Annotated in this window: 22 protein-coding genes; 17 read left to right on the forward strand and 5 right to left on the reverse strand. The window is 40.3% G+C overall.

Translation table 11 applies throughout. From position 1 onward, the window contains the following. Window positions 1-25: 25 nt before the first annotated feature. From PO903_RS12865 to PO903_RS12900, 8 genes are all read left to right on the forward strand, one after another. Window positions 26-1,984 (forward strand): PTS fructose transporter subunit IIABC, encoded by a 1,959-nt coding sequence (locus PO903_RS12865; RefSeq protein WP_273593606.1) that lies wholly within the window; start codon window positions 26-28, stop codon window positions 1,982-1,984. Window positions 1,985-2,399: 415 nt separating this feature from the next. Next, window positions 2,400-3,164, forward strand: a complete 765-nt coding sequence (locus PO903_RS12870; protein WP_137222386.1) for a DeoR/GlpR family DNA-binding transcription regulator — start codon at window positions 2,400-2,402, stop codon at window positions 3,162-3,164. Between the two features lie 166 nt (window positions 3,165-3,330). Then, window positions 3,331-4,713, forward strand: coding sequence for a PTS fructose transporter subunit IIC (locus PO903_RS12875; protein ID WP_137222388.1), 1,383 nt, complete (start codon window positions 3,331-3,333; stop codon window positions 4,711-4,713). A gap of 121 nt (window positions 4,714-4,834) precedes the next feature. Next, window positions 4,835-5,293: a PTS sugar transporter subunit IIA gene (locus PO903_RS12880; protein ID WP_069327028.1), complete on the forward strand. Its 459-nt coding sequence runs from the start codon at window positions 4,835-4,837 to the stop codon at window positions 5,291-5,293. 214 nt (window positions 5,294-5,507) lie between these two features. Then, window positions 5,508-6,434, forward strand: a complete 927-nt coding sequence (locus PO903_RS12885; protein WP_273593607.1) for a prenyltransferase — start codon at window positions 5,508-5,510, stop codon at window positions 6,432-6,434. A 227-nt stretch (window positions 6,435-6,661) separates the two neighbouring features. Next, window positions 6,662-7,825 (forward strand): sn-glycerol-1-phosphate dehydrogenase, encoded by a 1,164-nt coding sequence (locus tag PO903_RS12890; protein WP_137222392.1) that lies wholly within the window; start codon window positions 6,662-6,664, stop codon window positions 7,823-7,825. 60 nt (window positions 7,826-7,885) lie between these two features. Then, window positions 7,886-8,968: a GntR family transcriptional regulator gene (locus PO903_RS12895; protein WP_069327031.1), complete on the forward strand. Its 1,083-nt coding sequence runs from the start codon at window positions 7,886-7,888 to the stop codon at window positions 8,966-8,968. 70 nt (window positions 8,969-9,038) lie between these two features. Beyond that, complete coding sequence (locus PO903_RS12900) at window positions 9,039-9,644, forward strand: SMI1/KNR4 family protein (RefSeq protein WP_273593608.1); 606 nt, start codon at window positions 9,039-9,041, stop codon at window positions 9,642-9,644. Window positions 9,645-9,748: 104 nt separating this feature from the next. Here PO903_RS12900 and PO903_RS12905 read toward each other — a convergent pair whose 3' ends face one another. After that, window positions 9,749-10,351, reverse strand: coding sequence for a transcriptional regulator (locus PO903_RS12905; RefSeq protein ID WP_069327033.1), 603 nt, complete (start codon window positions 10,349-10,351; stop codon window positions 9,749-9,751). Between the two features lie 670 nt (window positions 10,352-11,021). On the opposite strand from PO903_RS12905, the gene PO903_RS12910 reads away from it, so the two are divergent. From PO903_RS12910 to racE, 6 genes are all read left to right on the forward strand, one after another. Next, window positions 11,022-11,675, forward strand: a complete 654-nt coding sequence (locus PO903_RS12910) for a 50S ribosomal protein L25 (protein ID WP_069327034.1) — start codon at window positions 11,022-11,024, stop codon at window positions 11,673-11,675. A gap of 152 nt (window positions 11,676-11,827) precedes the next feature. Further along, entirely contained in the window at window positions 11,828-12,115 is a 288-nt protein-coding gene (locus PO903_RS12915) for a Dabb family protein (RefSeq protein ID WP_273593609.1), read from the forward strand. Window positions 12,116-12,130: 15 nt separating this feature from the next. Then, window positions 12,131-12,604 (forward strand): DUF86 domain-containing protein, encoded by a 474-nt coding sequence (locus PO903_RS12920; RefSeq protein WP_069327036.1) that lies wholly within the window; start codon window positions 12,131-12,133, stop codon window positions 12,602-12,604. A gap of 168 nt (window positions 12,605-12,772) precedes the next feature. Further along, window positions 12,773-13,414, forward strand: coding sequence for a helix-turn-helix transcriptional regulator (locus tag PO903_RS12925; protein ID WP_273593610.1), 642 nt, complete (start codon window positions 12,773-12,775; stop codon window positions 13,412-13,414). Window positions 13,415-13,540: 126 nt separating this feature from the next. After that, complete coding sequence (locus tag PO903_RS12930) at window positions 13,541-13,855, forward strand: YtxH domain-containing protein (protein ID WP_069327038.1); 315 nt, start codon at window positions 13,541-13,543, stop codon at window positions 13,853-13,855. An 81-nt stretch (window positions 13,856-13,936) separates the two neighbouring features. Next, window positions 13,937-14,746, forward strand: a complete 810-nt coding sequence (gene racE, locus PO903_RS12935) for a glutamate racemase (RefSeq protein WP_069327039.1) — start codon at window positions 13,937-13,939, stop codon at window positions 14,744-14,746. A gap of 135 nt (window positions 14,747-14,881) precedes the next feature. On the opposite strand, the gene mtnK is transcribed toward racE, so the two are convergent. From mtnK to PO903_RS12955, 4 genes are all read right to left on the reverse strand, one after another. Further along, on the reverse strand, window positions 14,882-16,090 hold the full coding sequence (mtnK, locus tag PO903_RS12940; RefSeq protein ID WP_273593611.1) for an S-methyl-5-thioribose kinase: 1,209 nt from the start codon (window positions 16,088-16,090) through the stop codon (window positions 14,882-14,884). 64 nt (window positions 16,091-16,154) lie between these two features. Then, window positions 16,155-17,141, reverse strand: coding sequence for an ABC transporter permease (locus PO903_RS12945; protein WP_069327040.1), 987 nt, complete (start codon window positions 17,139-17,141; stop codon window positions 16,155-16,157). After that, complete coding sequence (locus PO903_RS12950) at window positions 17,138-18,667, reverse strand: sugar ABC transporter ATP-binding protein (RefSeq protein ID WP_273593612.1); 1,530 nt, start codon at window positions 18,665-18,667, stop codon at window positions 17,138-17,140. Before PO903_RS12950 ends, PO903_RS12945 begins: the two co-directional genes overlap by 4 nt. 108 nt (window positions 18,668-18,775) lie before the next feature. Beyond that, the gene (locus tag PO903_RS12955; RefSeq protein ID WP_273593613.1) at window positions 18,776-19,867 is read right to left on the reverse strand and encodes a sugar ABC transporter substrate-binding protein; all 1,092 of its coding nucleotides are present in this window, start codon (window positions 19,865-19,867) and stop codon (window positions 18,776-18,778) included. Between the two features lie 290 nt (window positions 19,868-20,157). Here PO903_RS12955 and PO903_RS12960 point away from each other — a divergent pair, with 290 nt between their 5' ends. The 3 genes from PO903_RS12960 to PO903_RS12970 are packed head-to-tail and all read left to right on the forward strand — an operon-like array spanning window position 20,158 to window position 24,408. Continuing rightward, window positions 20,158-21,534: a hypothetical protein gene (locus PO903_RS12960; RefSeq protein WP_273593614.1), complete on the forward strand. Its 1,377-nt coding sequence runs from the start codon at window positions 20,158-20,160 to the stop codon at window positions 21,532-21,534. Between the two features lie 30 nt (window positions 21,535-21,564). After that, window positions 21,565-23,763, forward strand: a complete 2,199-nt coding sequence (locus PO903_RS12965; RefSeq protein ID WP_273593615.1) for a hypothetical protein — start codon at window positions 21,565-21,567, stop codon at window positions 23,761-23,763. A 6-nt stretch (window positions 23,764-23,769) separates the two neighbouring features. After that, window positions 23,770-24,408, forward strand: a complete 639-nt coding sequence (locus tag PO903_RS12970; RefSeq protein ID WP_273593616.1) for a class D sortase — start codon at window positions 23,770-23,772, stop codon at window positions 24,406-24,408. The last annotated feature ends 137 nt before the right edge of the window (window positions 24,409-24,545 follow it).

The raw sequence follows: 24,545 nt of genomic DNA on the forward strand, positions 1-24,545 counted from the left end.
GAATCCAACAAAGGAGTGTAACCCAATGAGAATTACAGATCTAATGATCAAAGAAACGATGATCATGGACTTACGAGCAACAACCAAAGAAGGCGCGATTGATGAATTGATCGCTAGCCTTGCAGCCAGTGGAAGAATCAATGACCAAGTGCTATTCAAAGAAATGATTTTGAAGCGTGAAGGCGAATCGAGTACAGGTATTGGTGGCGGTATTGCAATGCCTCATGCCAAAACAACAGCAGTGAACGAGCCTACTGTCGTGTTTGCAAAAAGTACAAGAGGTGTAGATTACGAGTCTCTTGATGGAGAACCTGCTCATTTGTTCTTTATGATTGCAGCACCAGAAGGAGCAGCTAATACTCATTTGCGTACACTGGCAGCACTCTCTAAGCTACTGATTGATAGCGATTTCATCGAAAAATTGATGAATACGACTAATCCTGATGAAGTATCGGCTTTATTTGATACTCAACAAGCAGAAAAAGAAGCTGCTGAAAAAGCAAAAGCGGAAGCTAAAGCAGCAAGAGAACAAGCCAAACAACAAGAAAATGCAACAGTACAACAAGCAGAAGCTACTCTTGAAGGCAAAGACAACAAACCATTTGTAGTTGCTGTTACTGCTTGTCCTACAGGAATTGCTCATACGTTTATGGCGGAAGATGCACTGATCAAAAAAGCGCAAGAAATGGGCGTAGAGATCAGAGTAGAAACAAACGGTTCTGAAGGTGCCCAAACCGTCCTAACCGATGATGAGATTCGCCGTGCAAGCGGAGTTATCGTAGCTGCGGACAAAAATGTAGAAATGGCTCGTTTTGATGGTAAGCCTGTTTTGCAAAGACCGGTTAGTGATGGTATCCGTAAATCCGAAGAATTGATTCGTAAAGCGATGAATGGAGATGCTCCTATTTATCATAGTGCAGGGGGCAAATCGTCTTCTGAAACTTCTTCTTCAAATGAAAAAACTAAAATTGGTAGCAAAATATATAAAGACTTAATGAATGGTATTTCTCACATGTTGCCATTCGTTGTCGGTGGTGGTATTTTACTTGCGATCTCGTTCTTAATCGAGCAGACAGCAGGCGAGAATAGCCAAATCTTTAAACTGTTACAAACGATAGGTGGCGGCGAAGGAGCATTCTTCTTCCTGATTCCAATTCTAGCTGGTTTTATCGCAATGAGTATCGGTGATCGTCCGGCATTAATGCCAGGTATGGTCGGAGGTCTGATGGCGGCGAACTCTAATGCTGGTTTCCTTGGCGGTCTAGCAGCTGGTTTCTTAGCAGGTTATGTAATTCTCGGTCTACGTAAGTTACTGGCTGGATTACCAAAAACGTTAGATGGTCTTAAACCGATTTTGTTATATCCTGTACTTGGTTTGCTGATTACCGGTACCATTTCGTATTATATCTTCGATCCAATCTTTGGTGGGATTAACACTTGGTTGGTTAACGTATTGAATAATTTAGGAACAGGAAATGCTGTTATTCTGGGTCTGATCTTAGGTGGAATGATGTCGATCGATATGGGTGGCCCATTTAACAAGGCTGCTTATGCGTTTGCAATCGGTGTATTCACATCGAGTGGTAATGTAAATGGTACAATGATGGCGGCTGTTATGGCGGGCGGTATGGTTCCTCCGTTAGCTATCGCTTTGGCGACTACATTCTTCAAAAACAAATTTACAGAGCAAGAGCGTAAGTCAGGTCTGACTAACTACGTGCTTGGATTGTCCTTTATAACCGAAGGTGCGATTCCTTTTGCAGCAGCTGATCCATTACGTATTTTAACATCTTGTATTATTGGTTCTGCGGTTGCAGGCGGATTAACACAATTTTGGGGCATTAATATCCCTGCACCTCATGGTGGTATTTTCGTAGCGGCATTAGCAAATCATGCTTTATTGTTCTTGTTAGCTGTTGCGATTGGTGCTGTTATTTCAGGATTAATTCTAGGTGTATGGAAAAAAGTACTTGTAGCTAAATAATAGTTTAACCCTTCAAGACCTTTGTCAAAAGATTAAGCTGATTACATATAGCCTCTGTTCTTTTGATAAAGGTTTTTTTGTTGTCAAAATGATGCAGTATAATGTCGTATTTTGTATTATGTGATCATTTCACACTATAAATTAAAAAAAATGAGCGAAATCGTGCAAATATATGTAAATATTAGGCAAGTTACTGACGATATATAATCTATAACTCCTAGAAAATGAATTAGTTCAAAAGAATTATAAAAATCTATTTACAGTCTATGAAAACGCTGTTATAATCAAAATCAATCAATAGTAATCACAAACGATCACGAAAATTGTCGAAAAAAATCAGTAAACGATCATTCTCGATCATGAGAGTGTGATGAACACAATATTAGCTAACATATGTAGACAGGTGGGTTGTCCCATGCTTTTTGAAGAAGAACGAAAGCATAAAATGGTTCAGTATTTACAAGAGAATCACAGGGCATCTGTTCAAGAACTAGGGGAAGCTTTTGGTGTATCCGATTCAACGGTTCGTCGGGATCTCAAAGAGTTAGAAGATGCAAAGCGTTTGAAAAGAACACACGGGGGAGCAGTATCACTTCAAAGTGTGAATTTTGAACCAAACATGGTCGACAAAGAAGATTCTTTTCGAGAAGAGAAAGAGCGTATAGCGAAGCGAGCAGTAGAGATGATTCATTCAGGAGATACCATCTTGCTTGATTCAGGAACAACCACTCTTCCACTAGCTAGAGAGCTTAAGAATATGTCGGGGATTCGAGTCATTACGAACTCTGTCATAGTTCTCAGTGAGCTTCGAGATTGTCGGAATATTGAGTTATCTATTATTGGCGGATTGCTGAGGCCAGACACTTTAGCCTTTGTTGGCCCGATTGCAGAGCGTTCACTGGATATGGTGCGCGTAGACAAAGCTTTTATTGCAACGAATGGTCTTGATCTCAAAGAAGGTGTCACTACCCCTAATCTCACAGAAGCTGCTATTAAGCGCAAAATGATTGAAATTGCCAAGCAAGTCATTTTACTCGCAGATCATAGCAAAATCGGTAATATCGCTTATGCTAAATTTGCAGACGTATCCGAAATTGATCATTGCATTATGGATTCAGAAGTACCGCCTTATGTTATTCATCAGTTGAGAAAGCTTGGTATAGGAGTGACGATCGCATAACTATATTCTTCTATTCAAAGCTTTATCATAGAGCAGATTTGTAAGCGTTTTATTCCGATATCATCAGCATTGCAAAACAGCAATAATATACTAAAGAATTATTGTGAACGCTTCAGTTTAAGCTTGGTTCAGGTTAGACCATTACTCATTATAAGGGGATATTACCATGAAAAAATTATTGGCTGTTACCGCTTGTCCAACCGGTATTGCTCACACGTATATGGCTGCTGAGTCATTGCAAAAAGCTGCGGATCAAAAAGGTGTACCGATTAAAGTCGAAACGCGTGGTGCAGTCGGAGTTGAAAATGGTCTAACCGCTCAAGAAATTGCTGAAGCACATGCTATTATTATCGCTGCTGATACCGATGTAGATGAAGATCGTTTTGCAGGCAAGCCAGTTATCCGTGTTGCGGTTGCACAGGGGATTAAAGTGCCAGGGGAATTGATTGACCGTGCACTTGCCAAAGAAGCTTCTAGTGGTCTTGGAGCTTCACCAACATCTACACCTGAAGAAAATGAAGGTCGCAAGCCTAATATGTTCTACAAACACTTGATGAATGGTGTATCCAATATGTTGCCGCTTGTTATTGCGGGTGGTCTAATTATCGCATTCTCATTCTTATTCGCTTTCACTAAAGGTGGAGTCGATCAAGTCGAAGGTTCATTCGGAGCTGCTTTGTCCACGATCGGTGGCGCTTCAATGGGACTTATGGTTATCGTCTTATCTGGATTCATTTCATTCTCTATCGCAGGTAAACCCGGACTTGCACCTGGTTTAGTTGGTGGTGTACTTGCTAAAGATATGGGCGCTGGCTTTATCGGCGGTATTATCGCAGGTTTTGTAGCTGGTTATATTGCACATTACTTGATCAAAACGATCAAAATGCCTAAAAACTTTGAAGGTCTTAAACCGATTCTAATCGTTCCAGTCTTATCTGTTCTTGCTATTGGTCTATTGATGGTCTACGTTATCGGTCAGCCGATTGAATGGTTGTTGACTGGTTTGACAGCTTGGTTAACGAATATGGGTGCAGGAAATGCAATTATGCTAGGTGCTATTCTTGGCGCAATGATGGCACTTGATATGGGTGGCCCTTTCAACAAAACAGCGTATACGTTTGCAGTAGGACTGCTAGGTGCTTCACTGTATACACCAATGGCTGCTGTTATGGCAGCAGGGATGACTCCACCACTAGGTATCTGGTTAGCAACCGTTATAGCTAAAAATCGCTTTACGAAAGAAGAACGTGAAGCAGGTAAAGTTGCTTCGGTTCTCGGATTATCGTTTATTACCGAAGGAGCGATTCCGTTTGGTGCAGCCGATCCGATTCGCGTTATTCCTTCCTTTATGGTAGGTTCAGCAGTTGCTGGGGCATTGTCCATGTACTTTGGTGGCGGACTACATGCTCCTCATGGTGGTGTATTCGTTCTCTTTATCCCGAATGCAATTGATCATTTACCACAATATGTATTATCTATTGTGATCGGTACAGTCGTTACAGCATTGATGGTCTTGTTGCTTAAACGCAAAGCACCTGCTAAATTATAAGTAATTATAATTCATTACAAGCGATCGGAAAGACCCTCTTTCCGGTCGCTGTCCATATTTCTGCTTAGTGGGTTCACAAATAATAATTAGATGAAGATGATGAGAAGGAGTGACACTAGCCATGAATATCAGCGAACTATTAAGCACAGAAAGTATTTTTTTACCTTCTACAGCAACTACACGTGAAGAAGCGATTCAACAAATGGCAGCCGGTATGAAAGCTTCTGGTGCAGTGACCAACGAAGCAGCTTATGTAGATGCTGTGATGGCACGTGAACAACAAAGTTCAACAGGAATTGGTTTTGGTGTAGCGATTCCTCATGGTAAATCAGCAGGTGTAGCCAAAGCAGCTTTAGCATTTTCACGATTTGCAGAGCCGATTGATTGGGAATCTTTAGATGATCAACCTGCTCAGATTGCATTTATGATTGGTGTACCTGAAGAGAATGCTGGAAATGAACATTTGCAGATTTTAGTGGCTCTTTCTCGCAAATTAATTCATGAAGAATTTCGTGCTGAATTGATCAATGCTCAAAGCAAACAAGAAGTGATTGATATTTTAACGCGTACGATTGGATAATACAGAATTAGATATAGTTATATGTAAATAAAAGCGTATTGCCTTTTGATCAGGTGATACGCTTTTTTTGTTGTCCTTTTTGATGATTCATGATCGATGAAGTGATAAGGATACATCACAGCTAGGCGTTTGAAAGTCATGGAGACGGTTAATGAACAGTATCTTACAAAAATAGATACGTATAGAACCAACTATAAAATAAAGGTGGAACATAATGAGCAAATGGATAGAGTTTACTCAAGCTTCGCGATTGCATTTTGTGCCTTTGATGATCATTTGTGTGGTACAAGGAGCTTTGGCAGCATGGATCTGGAATGACCAGTTTAGTGTGATCATTTTTCTATTAACGTTGATTGGCTCCAGTGCCATACATATTTTTTCGATGATGATTAATGATCTATGGGATTATCGTAGTGGTGTCGATGTAGCTGCTTATCAATCGGAGGAATCGATTTCAACCGATTCAGGGTATCTGACTACTGGGAAATGGAGTGAACAAACATTTGCCCGGGTGACATGGAGTATGCTGGCAATTACGATTATCTGTGCGGTAACATTATACTTTTTAAGCGGATGGGGCGTTTTATTACTGGGTGGCATAGGTGGATTATTGGCTTTATTTTATGTCGTTCCACCGGTCAAATACGGATATATTGGTAAAGGCAGTAGTGAACTTGCACATGTATTATGTTTTGGCGTTTTTCCAGTCATGGGTGCTTATTATGTGCAGACCGGTCATTTTGATATCCGATTATTCTTTTTGTCACTACCGATGGGATTGCTAACGACATTGACCTTTTTTAATCACCATTTTTTACATTGGAAAACAGATAAACAAGTTGGTAAGCGTACACTGGTAGTTGTATGGGGAGAACGCAAATCTTTTCGTTTTTCGATTGTTTTGTTATGTCTTGCACTGTTCAGCATTTTGATCTGTGTGCTTGTAGGCGGATTGCCGATCTACGGTATTCTTGCTTTACTGACAGCTATTCCATTGTGCCGTATGTACCAGCATATGAAAAACAAACGTAATTTACAGACGCATCAGCAATTACTATGGTTATCTTTACGAACTTCGCTTCAATGTGGAACTGTGATGATTCTGGTATTGTTGGTCGGTCGATGGATATGGATTATCTAATAATCGTATAGCCATTGAAAAGGTTAAACCGCAAAAAAAGACATTCTAAACCAATGTCTTTTTTTGTTTAAATACCGAAAATAGCTACTCAAACATAGACAGTAATATAAAAATTTTCTAAAATGTATGTACAAGTAGGATATTATGGAGCATAATTTAATTATTTATATGTACAAGTTCATTACTATTGTAAGCGGTATCTTTATTATAAAGAAGGAGATGACAACATGAAGCAACCAACAACCTCTATCAATGAACAAATTACGCTTTGGAATCAACAATCTGCTTTGGATGCAGGAGGTCAACATTTCAAAACAATCGGTATTCATATCGAACTTGAAGCAGGTGCGGTTCGCAAACTACCTGCATATGTGCAGACTGAAAGATATCAACAAGTGATGGTTGTCTATGATACGAATACGTATGAAGCAGTAGGACGACAGATTATAGATTTGCTACAAAGTATAGAGGTAGGTATTACAGAATTAGAACTGCGTGAAAATAAAGTGGGTGATGTGATTGCAGATGAAGCGACGATCGTACAATTGTTGCTAGCTGTAACCCCTGAGATAGATGCTATTATTGCAGTCGGTTCAGGAACGATTCATGATGTAGTACGGATTGTTAGTTATAAAATGGATAAACCGTTTCTTTCTGTACCTACCGCTGCGTCGGTCGACGGATTCACTTCTGCGGGAGCACCGTTAATCGTTAATGGAACCAAAGAAACGTTTCAAGCCAAAGCTCCACAAGCTATTTTTGCTGATATCAATGTCTTAATGAATGCGCCACAGACTTTAACTGCCGCAGGATTTGGCGATATGCTAGGCAAATGTACTTCACTTGCCGATTGGAAAGTATCTCGTGATCTCGGTAATGAACCTTATAACCAATTGGTCTATGACATCACAGAAGAAGCACTTAATCAATGTATTGAAAAAGTAGACTTGATTGCTTCAGGTAGTGCAGAAGGCATCTATACCGTGATGCATTCGTTACTTGCTTCAGGAATAGCGATGTTGATTGCTGATCATTCTCGCTCTGCTTCAGGTGGAGAACATCATATTTCTCATCGCTGGGAAATGGAACTGATCAAAGGTGGACACCGACAAATTTTACATGGAGCCAAAGTAGGTGTGGCTTCAGCACTTTTAGCTGATCATTATCGTCAATTAGCAGTTAATCATCCTGAAGTTAAAGCATTTGCCGCTTACAAACATATTCCGACCAGTGCACAAATGAAACAATGGTTATCTGCCGCAGGTGGACCGAGCGAATATGAGCAATTAGAAATGCCAGCTGAATGGTTAGAGCTTGCTTTACATTCGGCACATACGCTACGTAACCGTTATACAGGACTGAAATATATGAATGAACATCAATTGATCTAATAGTCTATGTTTATGGTAAAATAACATATCATATATCTTTATCAATCGTTCGGAGGAATTATGGCCGCAAAATACAGACAAGTTCGAGATGAAATATTATCATGGATACATTCATCCAAATTATTACCAGGTAGCCGACTGCCTTCAGAACATGAGATCGCTGATCAATTCAGTGTAAGCCGACAGACCGTTCGTCAAGCATTAGGAGAGTTGGTGCGAGAAGGTTGGTTAAACCGGATGCAAGGTAAAGGAACATTTGTTGCTGATCCTGCTGTTAAATCGGTCGATGATAACAAAACTGTCGGTGTCATCACAACCTATATCTCTGATTATATTTTCCCACAAATTGTGCAAGGTATCGAAACAAGACTGCGTAGCGAGGGCTACCGGCTGTTACTAGCAAGTACAGAGAACGATCCCACCAAAGAGCGGGAGTGTCTGGAAATGATGCTCAATCAGTCTCCAGCGGCTTTGATTGTAGAGCCTACTCGTAGTGGAGAACGCAGTGCGAATCTGAATTATTTTCTGACGATTGAAAATCGGTCTATTCCTTATCTGATGATCAATGCGAGTTACGAAGAAATGGATTCGGCTTGTCTACGAATGGATGATGAGCGTGGAGGTTTTTTGGCAGCTCAACATTTAATTGAGTTAGGGCATCGGCGCATAGCCGGTTTTTTCAAAACAGATGATATGCAAGGTGTGCGCAGAATGAAAGGGTTCGTAGCTGCTCATCGCAAGTACAGTATTCCGCTACAGCCATCACTGATCTTCACGTATAATACAGATGATAAAAGCACTGCACCGATTGCACAAGCGAAGCAGTTGATTGAACAATCTGCTCAAGAACGTGCAACAGGCTGGGTTCTATATAATGATGAGTTAGCTGTGAATTTGCTTCAAGTAGTACGTGAAGCAGGATTGTCTGTACCGAATGACCTTTCGCTAGTGGGATTTGACGATTCTTTTTTAGCGACTGCAACAGAAGTGAAGTTAACTACACTTAGTCATCCTAAGCATGCATTAGGCACAGCAGCAGCAGAAATGATTTTGCAGATGTTAGATGGAGAACAACGTGGTCTGGGTGAAAAGATACATACCCCTGAACTGATTATTCGAGAATCGACATCATCTCCAGCATAATCATTTATATAGAGATCAACAAGGAAGAACGGTTATCTCTTTAAGCTATTTTGTAATAAGGAGTGTACTTATGAAGACATTAGAACAAGCATTATCTACATTTGTAGAAACTCATCGTACCTTTGAGCTTCAGGGTCACTTTACTCCGATACAACCGGACACATTACAGCAACAGTGGCCAGACAACATTCCAAGTTCTGCTGAATTGGATTATTATCTGAGTCATTATGAACCGAATGATATCCTGATTGAAACAGGTTTTGCTCCGATCATTTTTTGGTCGATTGATCAATTGCAACAAGCATTGATCGGTTATCGTTGGGTAGGCATGTCTGAGCCATTTGAAGCAAGCGATACATGGCCATCTCATTGGGTAATTATTGCAGATGATCTGGGTAAAGGTAAGCCTATTCTGGTAGACACTCATCAAGAAGGCACACCTGTATATGCAGGCTATGACGCAGGGAACCCTTTTTTAATAGCATCAAATCTAGCCGATTTTTTTACCGCTATGACGGCATGGATTGAAGTGGTCTATGGATCATTTGATGTTTTTGAAATTACCGATGATGACAGTGTGGTTCTACCTGAATTTGATGCTCAGTTAAAGGCTGCGATTGAGCCTATTTTGGGAGCGGAGTTATTCGCGCATTTCTATGATTACTTTTATGGATGATATGTATATAAAAAAACTCCGCTTCTCACTAGATTCAGTGGGAAAGCGGAGTTTTTGTACTGCTTATTTGGTTGTACCTATACATTCAATGTGAGGATGCTAGATCATGCTTGAGATTTTTCGTCTTCGCCCAATACACAGTCAGCGAATAAGACAGATTTGGGAATACGGAAAAATTGCTCTGTTTTTTCTTGAAATGCAGGAGAAGGCAAAGTTGCTTGATGTAACCACTTGCGGAATGTACCTGGATGAACACCAATCCAATGACTGACATCGGTTACAGATAAATCATGAACCATACATAAACCTGTCAAAATGTGATTGCGTACCGGTGAACGAGTAATCGTTCTTTTCATAAAGCGAGAAGGTTCTTGCTGGCAAATCACAGGACTATTATTAATTACCTGCTGGTTAAACAAAATGTGATGCGGATATCCTAATTCCCGGCATACTTTTTCAAGATTAGCTTTGCCAGGGAGGCGGCCTTCATAGACCCAAGCACTAACGCTTCGTGATGAAACCGATAACCGTTCTGCAAGTTCAGATAGTTTGATATCGTTGACCATGAGTACAGCAAGCAATACACGATTGCGAATTTGACAACGTGTCGGTCTGCGGAATCGCTTTACTCGAACTCCTTTGCCGAGATACTTACGGTTGATCAGAGACCACGCCTCTATAAAGTGTCGTTCTGGTTGATTAGGCATATTTCCTCCGATTGATCTATTTTTTCGTGATATTAGGTTTAGTGTCCTTTCAACATCCTACAACACACAGACGCTCGTTTCAAGCTGACATGGACACTATTTTTAACCAATTAAGAATATTTATCAAATAAGAATGATTATAAGCATAATAACATATGCAAATCAGTAATATAGATCATAGCAGTATCTAAAAGTTGATCTATATGTTCTTTAATCCTTCTTTATATACTTCAAACGTTCTCACCTCAAAATCAATAAAACATACTCTCTTTACATCAACAAATGAATAGAAAAATAAACAGGATAAAGCTATCGAATATTTTACCAAATTAGTATGCGTTGTTATCCGCAGAGAGATTTTAAAATAGAACCATAAAATACAATTATATCTATATTTATCCTTTTATAGTTGTGTGTATCCATATTATTCATGAGCTAAATGATCAATTTTATAAAAAAATAAAAATAGAGCGTATGACTTGGTACGTCTGGGTTTCTAATCAATTGTGTGCAAGTATTTTGGTTCTTTTACAAAAAAATAAATTCATTTCTGATACATTTGTTGTTTAATGGGGTATTAAATAAGACGATAGCCGATTGCTTGACCAAATCGGTTGCAACATCTAAAACTACCACATAATCGTTTTATATTATTAGGAGGCCAATACTTATGAGTACAAATCACGAAAAACTTACAGCAACAAAAAGAGAAAGTTCAAAACGTTCTGAAATGCGTGAACTTCGTCTAAATGGACGCGTTCCAGGTGTAGTATATGGTCCAGATTTGGGCAGCGTACCTGTACATGTAGATTCCAAACAATTGCTAGCTCACGTTAAACGCGGTGGAGCAGAAATGTTCTCACTTGCTGTTGAAGGTGGAAAAGAAGTACAAGTATTGATTAAAGATGTACAACGTGTAGATGGTCGCATCTTGCATGCTGACTTTATGCAGGTTTCTGATACTAAACCAATTCAGGTAACAATGCCAATTGACTTCCACGGCGAAGCAATCGGTACTAAATCTGGTGGTGTATTGCAACACCAAGCAACAGAACTAGAAGTGAGCGGTTTGGCTAAAAACTTGCCAAGTAGCCTTGAAGTTGATATTTCCGGATTGGAAATCGGCGACAGAGTCATCGCAAGCGATGTTAAATTACCATCTGGCGTTACATTGGTATCGAACGAAGAAGAGATTATCGCTTCTGTAATCGTACCTCGTGTAGCTGAAGAAGATCTTGAACCTACTACTGCTGATGAAGCAGAAACAACTGATGCTGCTACAAATGATGCAGGCGAAGAAGTTCCAGAAGTGGGCAAAGAATAATAGTATTCATACCCGGTATGAATCTGTAATATAGCATGACCAAAAAGCTGGTACTCTTTATGAGTATCAGCTTTTTTTATCAGCGCATCTGTAATTCATTTATGATACGATAAGAAAGAAACTTATTGTCTATACAAAGGAGCTATTCTGTCATGATCAAACACATTGTTTTATTTAAGTTGAAAAATCCAACAACTGAAGTCGTAAATGAAACCGTAGCCAAATTGAGAAGTTTGGAAGGCAAAGTGGAATCACTGATTGCTTTGGAGATTGGCGCAGATATTTTACGTACAGAACGTTCTTATGATGTAGCTTTGACCGCTACATTTGAGACATTAGAAGGTCTACAAGCGTATCAAGTGCATCCAGAACATGTGAAAATCATTGAATACATGAATATTGTTAGAGAAAGTTCAATAGCAGCAGACTACGAATACTAAGGCGGTGTGACTCTTTTGTACTATATAAACCGTGAACAGATTGAACGAAGAATTGTAGCCCTAGAAGATGTATGTGAAGCATTACAACAAGTGTCTACGCATTGGGACAGCAGTCTTATTTCTGGTTTTGTTCAAGAGCGAGCCCTTCATTTAGCGATTGAATGTGTCACAGATATCGGCAGTTATTTGATTGATGGCTTTATTATGCGGGATGCTAGTAGTTATGACGATATCGTAGACATTATGCGTGATGAGAAAGTGATTGATCAACCGATGGGTGAGACATTGACTGCATTAGTACGCCTTCGTCGCCCATTGGTACAGGAGTATTATGATTGGAATCGTACAGAACTGCACCCATTAACGACTCCTTTAGTGCATGTGTTGAAAGAATTTGGTCAACGTGTGTATACGTATCTGGATCAGGAATTAGATTCGTTGACTGTAGTAAATGTAGACAGAGCATCAGGTAATTCTACGTCTACATAATATGGAATAAGATTGTAAATATCTTGTTTGAAAAGATAGCTTTGGAATTTACATCCCCCTGTTGATACGCTACAATAGCGTTAATACACAAAGGGATGATGTGACCCTTTTCGCTGACAAAGCGGATGGGGTCATTTTTATTTCAATTTAGAGCAAGGGGGTCATACGATGAAGTCCCATCAGGAACCATCGACCCGGCGCAGTATTATGATTATGCTCAAAACACAAGGACCTTTCAGTGTATCTGAGCTAGCACGGGAATTAAATATTACAGAGATGGCGGTAAGACGTCATATTCATACGTTAGATCAAGAAGGGTTACTGATCACCGAAACCGTACGTATCCCGACAGGTAGACCATTTTTGCGTTTTCGGTTAAGTGAACGGGCAGAAGAACATTTTCCACATAATTATCATCAGTTAGCACTAGATTTGTTGAGTGAATTGGATGAAGAAGATGTATCTCGATTGTTTGAAGGACGTAAGCAGAAGTTATTATCTCGTTATCAAAGTATTGCCGACACTGAAGATCATCAAGAACGAGTAGCGGCGTTAACAGATATTCAGCATAACGGTGGTTATATGGCTCGTTATGAACAACAAAGTGAGAATCATTATACGATTTACGAATACAACTGTCCGATTAACCAGATTGCTAATCGTTATGATATTGCTTGTCAGTGTGAACAGCAGTTATTTGAACAATTGTTGCAAGCTGATATAGAGCGTACAGAATGTATTGCTAAAGGTGGACGTTGTTGTGTCTATCAGATTCAATTTCAACCCCAATCATCGACAAGTTCTGAGTAAAAGCAGACAGCTTATAGGTCTGCTTTTTGGGTTGTAGCATAATGCTCAGCAGACAAGTGGGATATTTAAGCGGTGTATGGGTAATACACATATAGAAAACATAAGTGAAACGAAGGAGAGATAACAATGCCAAATCATAACAAATCGAAAAGTTTAACATGTGGTATTTTGACAGGACTATTGGTAGGAGGATCTACAGCACTTTTACTTGCACCTAAGCAAGGTCGTGAACTGCGTTCCGATATTTCTACAAATGCTCGTATTGCAGGAGCTAAAGGTCGTGAACTCGCCGAGTTGAGTAGAGAAGTTGTCGGTGTGGTCAAAGATTGGAAAGAACAGATCAATATTGCAACAGCAGAAGTAAAAGTAGAATTGGCTGCTCTCAAAGCAGAACAAGCAGACACACAAGGCCCAGAAACAAAAGGAAATTATAGCGTCTAAATCAACGTTACATCTTTCACTTGCGACTATGTGTGTATACGGTATAATAGGTACAGTTTACGAAAAGGAAGCGATATGTACGTGCAACAACCGATAGCTATATTTGACTCCGGTGTGGGAGGATTAACTGTTGCAAAAGAAGTTATGCGACAACTACCACGCGAAAAAATCATTTATTTTGGAGATACTGAGCGTGCTCCTTATGGACCTCGTTCCCTCGAAGAAGTTAGAGAATTTACAGAGCAAATTGTGAATTATTTAATGACCTTTCAACCTAAAATGATAGTGATTGCTTGTAACACCGCAACGGCAGCAGCCTTAGAACATATCAGTTCAAAAGTGTCTATACCGGTAATCGGTGTGATTCATCCAGGTTCAAGAGCAGCGATTAGTGCAACTAAAACAGGCTTTGTCGGCGTTATTGGTACGGTCGGAACGATTAATAGTGGTGCATATTCAGCAGCGTTGAAGCAATTATCACCGTTTATACAGGTATACAGTCAGGCCTGCCCTGAATTTGTTCCTTTAGTCGAACGTGGTGTATTTCTAGACGATGAAGCTTATGAGGTAGCACAGCAAGTGTTAGCGCCTGTACGTAGTTATCCGATTGATTGTCTGATTCTAGGTTGTACGCATTATCCATTTCTACATGAAGCGATTCAAGCTGCTGTCGGCCCTGATGTTAAGTTGATCAATTCAGCCGAAGAAACAGCACGTGAGATCAGTACTATTTTGTACAATAAAGGCAAGCTAGCGCTTACTGAAGAGTTGCCTGTCCATGAATTTTTCTGTAGTGGCACCGCAGAGATATTTCAACACATTGCCCGTCAATGGCTAGGAGAGCAGATTAAGCTTACTCCTGTATTGTGGCAAGTCTCACGAATGGTGTAGTATAGAGCATTTGGATCTCTGCATCTATTCAAAAGTACATAAAAAAGCTACCTTTACTCTTGAAGAGTTGGAGGTAGCTTTTTTGATGCTACTATTCATCTGTTCTACATTCAAACGATATGGTGATCTGAAAAGTTAGATATGCACGATAGATGCTCCTGTAACGACCTGTTGTAGCGCCTGTACGATTTGCGAAGGACTTTGGTATAACGAACGGTTTACTATAAAATCACGTCCTAGCGCAGCTGCATTGCGTTTGACAGCCAGTCTGTGAGTATCTTCTGTGATCGCTTCAATATCCCGAGCATGAGCCAAACCGAAAATACGACGAATGATCTCACTTCCTGCGAAGCCAACAGCATCTTCCCAAATATGTTGTAACTGATATTCCAGATAACCTTCAACCTGTGCAAAATCGTCTACGTTGTTCTGTCGCCATAGATTGGAGAACGTTATTGTAAATACGTCCCATACTTGAGTGATATGAAATAACAGTGCAGCTCGGTCACTTTCTTCACGAGCCAGTGCAGACAATAACGTATTAGCTATAAATAGACCTACATCAAACCCGATCGGTCCGTAAAAAGCAAACTCAGGATCAATAACTTTGGTTTCTTCGTCACTGGCAAAAATACTACCGGTATGCAGATCACCATGTAGCAAAGCTTCGGCATGGGTCATAAATGTCTGCTTCAACTTTGCCGCTTCTAATAAAAGAACTTGATCGTTCCATAATGCTTCTGCTGTAGGACGCAAAATATCTTCTACATCGTTAGTCTCATGGTTAAATAGTGGATACGTGAATACGAAATTTTCTGTAATTTTACACAATTCAGGATTATGAAATTGTAGTGCCAGTTCACGCTTCTCCTGCGGGCCCATCGCAAAGTCTGACGTTGCAAAAAGAGTCTTTGCTAGAAATTCACCAATATGGGTGGAGAGTAACGGATAGGTAGAACCACTGGCTAAGCCTGTACGTACAATAGTGAGATGAGACAGATCTTCCATAACGGTAATGGCATAAGCTGCATCGGTATAATAAATTTCCGGTACAAACTGAGGTACATGTTTGGCGAAATGTCGCAATGCTTCACTTTCGATCACTGCACGGTTCAAAGTCAAAGGCCAACCTTCTCCAATCACACGTACATAAGGAAGAGCTTGCTTGATAATAATGCCACGCTGAGCAGCAGGTTCTGTGATCCGAAATACCATATTAAGATTCCCATCACCAATTTCATGACAGACCAGATCGGCATTGCTATCGAATAACTCTAATTTTTTGGCAAGGGTGATTGCTGTATGTTCTGTAAGAGCTTCATACGATGGTTGAGAAAGGGTCATATCGAATATCCTCCTTTAAAAATCAAGTATTTAGTATGTCCTATAGCCGATCCAACGTCTTAAGTTATACTTTTTGACGTTTACGATGCACAAAAGTTACTGCCAAAGCGAGAACAAGTACTGCTCCTTTGATAATATCTGTAGTGTAATACTGGACATGAAGCATAGTCATTCCATTGACAAGTACTCCCATCAACACAGCACCGAAAAAAGTACCGATAACATTCGGACGACCTGCACCAAATACCGAGTAGCCTACAAACACGGCTGCAAGTGCATCCATTTGCATCGACGATCCTGCATCAATCTGACCGGAACCGACACGAGCTGCAAATAAAATCCCGCCAACTGCTGCAAATACACCGGAAGCTACATAAGCAAGGGTACGCACACGATTCACACGTAGACCGGATAGGCGAGCCGCTTCTTCATTACTACCTGTCATAATCATTTGTCGTCCGCCACGTGTATATTTGAAGAATAAGTGCATCCCAATCACAGCGACAAGCATTAGAATAACAGGGAAAGGAACACCTAATAATTTACCCTGACCAATCCATAGAAATGAATCCAACATCACACCGGGTGCTTTGGTTCCATCTTGAAATTGCATATTATTGTAGATCGAATACCCTTTTGTATACGTTCTATGAATGCCGCTAACTATATACATCACAGCTAGTGTAGCCAGTAGATCAGGAATACGAATTTTGACAATCAAAAAAGAATTTAATAATCCGACCAGTGCGCCAATAATCAAAGGAACAATCAATACCAGAATCAAAGGCATCTGATGCCAGACCATCATCGCTGCCACTACAACAGTCGTGAGCGATACGGTCGAGCCCGCAGAGAGATCGAATCCATCTACAGTCAGTGAAATCGTAATACCAATCGCAACAAATGTGACAATTGAGATGGAACGTAAAATATCGCTGATATTGTTGTAGGTAAAAAAGTGTTGATTATAAATAGAGAAAAAGAGTAGCACAAGCCCGATAAAGATCAAAGCTCCATAACGATACGAGAATTGAGCGATTTTGTGATTCATACAAGTTCCTCCCGGCCAGCGCTGGCATAATATAACAAATCTTCTTGTGAAGCTTCTCCATAGTTAAAAGATTTCATGATTTTACCATCACACATGACGAGGATACGATCAGCCAGCCCGATCGCTTCTTCAAATTCACACGTAAGGTATAGAATGCCTTTACCTTGACCAGCTAGTTCTCCGATCACTTTGAAAATATCCCGTTTGGCTCCAATATCAACACCTTTAGTCGGTTCATCGAGTATAAAAAGTTCTGCATCTGTCTGCATCCATTTCCCAATCGCTACTTTCTGTTGATTTCCTCCACTAAGATAGCCCGTTAACTGCTGATCCGATGACGTTTTGATGCCTAGCGATTGAATCAGTTGATCACCATGCTGTTTTTCAGCAGTTTTCGAGACGATACCCATATGGGTGATTTTTTTCAAAATAGGTAAGCTTAAATTATGCAACACCGATTCTTTGACCAGAATACCTTCTTTACGGCGTTCTTCAGGAACAAGCACAATCCCGGAAGTGAGCGCATGATAAGGCGTTTTGGAATGCAGGTTACGACCGCTTAATTGAATTGTTCCTCGTTCGGGTTGATCCGCGCCGAATAACAATTTAGACAATTCCGTTTTGCCGGCTCCAACCAATCCCACAACAGCAACGACTTCACCACGTCGAACTTCCAGATCAACCCCTTGTACATATCGACCTGCTGCTAGATCAGATACGGTTAATAAAGTGTCACCAATCGTTACAAATGTTTTGGGATATTCTTCTGCAAAAGCTCGACCGAGCATCGAGTGTACCACTTCATTAGCATTGGTCTCAGCTGTAGCCACAGTACTTACCTTTTTGCCATCACGCATAACTGTAATCTTATCGCAGACTCTAAAAATTTCAGGCAGTCGATGGGAAATAAAAATAACCCCGATTCCTTGTGCTTTCAAGCCTTCCATGATGGTAAATAATCGTTCGGCTTCTTCCGTACTCAGCGGAGCTGTAGGTTCATCGAAAATAACGAATTTAGCTTGTTCTGCCATAATGCGTGCGATTAATACCAACTGCTTTTCCGCTAAAGACAATTCACTCACCTGTTGACGAGCAGAGATCGCAAATCCTAACTTTTGCAAAATCGCTTCAGCTTGCTGATAAATAGATTTCCAATGCAGAATTGGACTGCCTTGAGAAGAAGTCAGATGACTGAGTAAAATATTTTCGGCGACTGACAACTGGGGAATAAGCGAAGTGTCTACTTCTTGATAGACACACTGAATCCCGGCTTGCTTGGCGGCGGCTGGCGAATCGATCTTGACTTGCTCACCGTTGATCACAATATGACCTTGGTCAGAAGTATAAGCACCTGATAAAATTTTCATCAATGTACTTTTACCTGCACCATTTGCTCCGAGTAGTGCATGAATCTCACCACTATTTACTGTAAATTCCACATCGGTTAGTGCAGGTACATTGGCAAATGACTTATAGATGCCGTTCATCACTAGACTACCTGTTGAGACATGTAGAGGAGTATTCATGGGATTGTTCCTTTCGCATCCATATCTGTATAGACAAAATCCGGATCGGTCTCCTAAGAAACCGCCGGAATGTGGGTCTACATTAAAGTAGGAATGTATGTTTTTGGATTATTGTCCAGCCACCGATTTTTCTAGTGCTTTTAATTGATCAGTATTCCCTTGATCACTTTCGCCCCAGCCTTTTACATATTCATTGAGATCTGCTGTCGTTACTTTTTTGTCTTTGGGTAGATCATCACGCTGTACATAGACAGGTTCCAATTCTACTTTTTCATCTTTGGTGTTGCCAGCGAATTTTTGGTACAAATAACGAACTTGTACACGTCCGATTGTTGTCGGGTCAACAGCTGCTGAAGCGATCCACGGACTATTTTTATCCTGAATCAAATTCAAATCTTCATCACTCAGATCAATACCATAGACTTTGATCTCATCACGTCCCGCTTGCTTGATTGCATTTGTTGCGCCTTTAGCGAATTCATCCCAAGCTGCCCAGACAGCTGTAATATCCCCTTTATTTGGATATTGTTTTAAAATAGCTTCCATTTGTGTCTGTGCATCCAATTGAGCATTGTCTGCTGTACCGAAAGCGGCAATTTCTTTGATATCTGGATATTTGGCTTGGAATGCTTTATACGAAATTTGACGAGATTCCATAGGAGGGAAGCCAGCAACCCAGATTTTAACGATATTGCCTTTACCATTTGCATCTTTCGCCAGTTGGTCTAACGTTAATTCCGCCATTTTCTGGTCATTTTGTGCCAGATTAGTTACGCCTTGTACGCCATCTAATGCAGAGTCAAAAGCAACGATAGGGATATTGGCTTGCACTGCTTTTTGTACGCCCATTGTAAGCGCACCTGCGTCTCCATGATCAAGTAAGATTCCATCGAACTCACCCTGATTTACAGCTGCATCGAGAGCAGAAGCCATTTTGCTCAGATCGTTATCTGCTGTAATGACCGTAACGGTTCCACCATATTTCGCTACTTGATTTTTTACACCATCTACATATTGAGCTGAAAAAGTTCCGTTGTTTAAACGCATAATGAGAGCGATATTTTTACCTTTAAGTGGTTGATCAGAAGAACCTGTAGCCGCGCCATCATTACTAGCCGCTCCATTACCGCAAGCACTTAAAGCCAGTACCAAAACTACCATTAATGTAAGCAAGCTAGCTAACTTTGAACTCTTTTTCATTTTCTTTTCCCCCTGTACATAATCGCTTTAAAGCTTTCAAGTAATTAATTATATTAAAATTTAATATAGAAGCTAAAACCAAGTATGTCAATGGGTTTTATGTAATTTGATGATTTTTGTCGAAAAGTACGCGATAAGAATAAACATTTACTATAAAAAAAGTATAAAATTAGATATCAATCAGTAACCTAAAGGGTAATATATAAGTAACTAAACTTTTAAATGCTTGATTGGTTGTCTAAACATCGTTGTCTCAACATTCTTTCGATAGAAAGGAGGTGAAAGCTCCTATGAAGTATCGAGTGTTAGCTTTGTTGATTGCTTTGTTTTTATATTATTTTACACATCATGATATTGCTCATGCCGATGGAGAAGTATCGAATCCTGATTCATCCACTGCTCAGACTTCATCGACGACAAATGAATCGGCGAAGTCCACAACAAGCTTAGTCGGTAATGTATTAAGTAGCACAACCAGTTCGATCAGTAATGTAGTCAAAGATACCGTCAAAGGTACAACAGATACTGTCGACAAAACAGTAGACAATGTATCCAACACTGTAAAAGACACAACCAGTCAAGTATCTACTACAGTAGACCAAGCCACTACAGATGCCACTACGATTGTCAAAGACGTTGCAGATTTACCTGCTAATGTCATTCAAGAAGTAGATAAAGCAGCTAATGGACAATCTTCTGATGTATTAGGTAGTGTAACTTCTACAGTAGATCAGACGGTGAACAATGTTACAGACACTGTGCAACATACTGTAGACAACACAACTAATACCGTTACAGGTGTCTTAGATTCTACCGTTAAAACAGTAGAGGATACGGTCACTTCTGTTGTAGATACAACCACAACGGTTATACCCGAAGTCGTACCTGTTGTTCCTGATGTGCCGGTGATCAATCTTCCGCCGATTGTACCGCAGCTTCCAGTAGACGTTCGACCTACTCCGGTACCGGATGATTCCGTAGCACCGAATCCATCGAAAGATACAACTGCAACTCACCATTCTCAGAAAAATAGTACTCAAGGTGATCCGGATAGTCATACACCAGCTATGCCACCGGTTCAACCTGCTGTCCCATCGGTTCATATTGCAACCCAGTCCCCATCGACAGAGGCAGTTCAATCTTCACCGATCAATGAGTCTAACGATAAAGATATACCAGCTTCAATTCCATCAATACCCAAATCTATTTCCAAAAATATTTCTACGATTCCAAGTCCAGTTCAAGAAAAAGTTCAATCTGTTCAGACATCATCAGATGCAACAGCATTGCCAGTAGATGAATTTGTATCTAAGGGATCAAATCCAGATACGTTGGCAATTCAGACATCTGTTGAACCAGAACCATCCAGTAAGCCATTCATTTCAGATGTGAAAGGAACAGAACCTGTTTCTCCAAGCGCAGCGATTTGGCTTGATATTCAAGGCGTGCAAGGATTAGTCGTTGCACATTCTTCAAGTTCAGCAGAATGGTCTAGTAACAGTAATCCTTCCAATTCGCAAAATGTATTTGTTAATAATCGTTTGGCAAATTGGAAGCATTATCGTATTCATCTTTTAACGTACCGTGCTCAATCCGAGCATGGCAGTAATCAATGGACACATGCACCACCAGGACAACCACCGCAAGAAGCTCCCTATTTTATTTGAAAAAATAAAAATTAAAGGGAGCGATTAACAATGAGATGGTCAATGAAAACAATGGTAGCGACAGGTTGTCTAGCGGCGGTATTGGGATGGTCACAAGGAACAGTATCAGCAGATTCAACAAATGATGCATTGCTGAAAATTGATCTTCACCATGAAGATTCTTCATCGAGTGCTGTTCATGTAGGTATTTTGGAAAATAAAGATACAACATCAACAGACTCTTCTGGATCGAATGCAGTAATCAGTATTGAGACAGAAGATACAATACTCGGTGATGAATTCAATGTTGATGTGTTACCAGAGCACAACAATACGACAACAGATCAACAAGATCACCAAGCTGCTGTAGAGGTGACAGGAACCGATACAATCGTAACGGACGACTTGCATATTGGTGTATTGGATCAACAAAATCAATCCACTGATAGCAATACCAACGACCATGAAGCTGTAGTAGAAGTAAGTGGAACTGACACTATTGTAGGAGACGACTTGCATGTAGGTGTATTGGATAACAGTGATTCTTCTACCGACACTACAGATAGTAATCATGAAGCTGTAGTGGAAGTGAGTGGAACGGATACTGTTGTAGGAGACGATTTACATGTAGGTGTATTGGACAATAGTGATTCTTCTACAGACACTACAGATAGTAATCATGAAGCTGTAGTGGAAATAAGCGGAACGGATACTGTTGTAGGAGAAGATTTGCATGTAGGCGTATTGGACAACAATGATTCTTCTACCGACACTACAGATAGCAACCACGAAGCTGTAGTGGAAGTAAGCGGAACCGACACTATTATCGGAGACGACTTGCATGTAGGTGTATTGGATAACAGTAATTCTTCTACCGACACTACAGACAGTAATCATGAAGCTGTAGTAGAAGTAAGTGGAACCGATACTATTATTGGAGACGACTTACATGTAGGCGTATTGGATAACAATGATTCTTCTACCGACACTACAGATAGTAACCATGAAGCTGTAATAGAAGTGAGTGGAACGGATACTATTATTGGAGACGACTTGCATGTAGGCGTATTGGACAATAGTGATTCTTCTACCGACACTACAGATAGCAACCACGAGGCTGTAGTGGAAGTGAGTGCAACCGATACTGTTGTAGGAGATGACTTGCATGTAGGCGTATTGGACAACAATGATTCTTCTACCGACACTACAGATAGTAATCATGAAGCTGTAGTGGAAGTGAGTGGAACCGATACTGTTGTAGGAGACGATTTACATGTAGGCGTATTGGATAACAGTAATTCTTCTACCGACACTACAAATACTAACCAACAAGCGGTTGTGCAAGTAGCGACAACTGATCTGATTGTAGATGCTATTGATCTTTCTATTTTGGAAAATAGCAGTCAGCAAAATGCAGCAGGTCAGACAGATCATTCTTCCCTTATTTCAGTAGGGCTTTTGGATAATGTGTTGCCTGGTATCAATGTGGCTGTACTGGAAAATGAAACATTTACTCCAACACCAAGTACAGAAGATCCAGATGACACCAATCCAGATAACAATACACCTACTATTCCTCAACAACCAGATAATGGTAGTGGAACAGAAGGGAACACAGGAAATAACGGGAATAATGGAAGCAATGGCAATAATAACGACAATGGTACTCCCGGTGGAACGAGCGGTAACGGATCTAATACTACTGGCGATACAGGTAATACCAATGATAATGCTACTGGAAATGCAGGTTCTAATAATGACACCTCAGGCACAAATAATGGAAATTCATCGGTAGGTAATAGTGGTAGCCCAACTGTCGGATCATCTAGTGATAATACAACCTCTAATCCTTTTCCTAACAATACTGGATTATCTACAGTGACCACAGCTTCTATTACTAATCCTATACCTGTAACGATAGAAGATACGCAAGGAACTGCATTCCCATCTGATAGTATTAACAATCATCAACCGAATCGTGTAATTACAGCATCTGCGGATATACCACAATCTGTAGCATGGACTACAGAATCTTCTGTTCAGCCAGCCAAAGGAATAGTGACTGCGGCGAGTATAGCGGCTAACAGCACAGATGTTACAGCAGATATGACCACATCTTCATTATCTGTGTTGCCAAAAACAGGAGAATGGTTAGATTCGACAATGCTTTACACGCTTGGTGCTTTGATGATGATCTTCGGATGGATCGTTCGTCGTCGTTCTTTACGTTCTAATCGTCAAGGACGGTGAATAGAAATGTCCAAATTTGTAGCTCGATGTGGAACGTTATTGTTAGTGTTAGGTATAGTGACTATTGGCTATACCTTGTATTCCAACTGGCATACGAATCAAGTACAAGCATCTTTAAAACAAACATTTGCTACCGGGTTGGATCAAAGTACAGAAGTAGAATCTAACATTCAATCGGTTTCAAATGAAACGGGTGCAAAGAAACAAAAAGCATCAATAACCACAACGGTAGATGGGTTAAAGGTACAGGGTATTCTAAGTATCCCCAAGCTTGATCTACAAACAGCAGTTGTCGAAGGTGCTGACCCAGAGCAGTTACAATCTGCTTTGGGTCATATTAGTGGCGGTGGAGAAGTGGGTAAGCTTAACAGCAATTATTCGATTGCAGGTCATCGTTCAAGTCGATATGGTCAGTTTTTTAACCGTCTGCATGAATTGAACAAGCAAGATTCTTTTCAATTGCAGACTTCTACAGGTAAATATGCTTATCAGGTATACGATATTCAGATTGTAGAACCGGATCAAGTACAAGCTCTTCAACCTGAACGAGGACAATCGATTGTAACGCTGATTACGTGCTACCCTGATCACTCCAGTCAATATCGCCTTATTGTCAAAGGTAAGCTTATACAACAGCCAGTTTAACGTATAAATAGAATATATAAGCTAATCACTTATCATCCGACTTCATAGGATTAAGCTTTCTTCGTGTCATTTAGCGAAGAAAGCTTTTTTATTTTATAATCTATAAATAATATCGGGTGTTGTATCTCTTTGAAACT

Origin of the sequence: Paenibacillus sp. PK4536 (assembly GCF_028594455.2) — a bacterium.
GTDB lineage: Bacteria > Bacillota > Bacilli > Paenibacillales > Paenibacillaceae > Saccharibacillus > Saccharibacillus nuruki.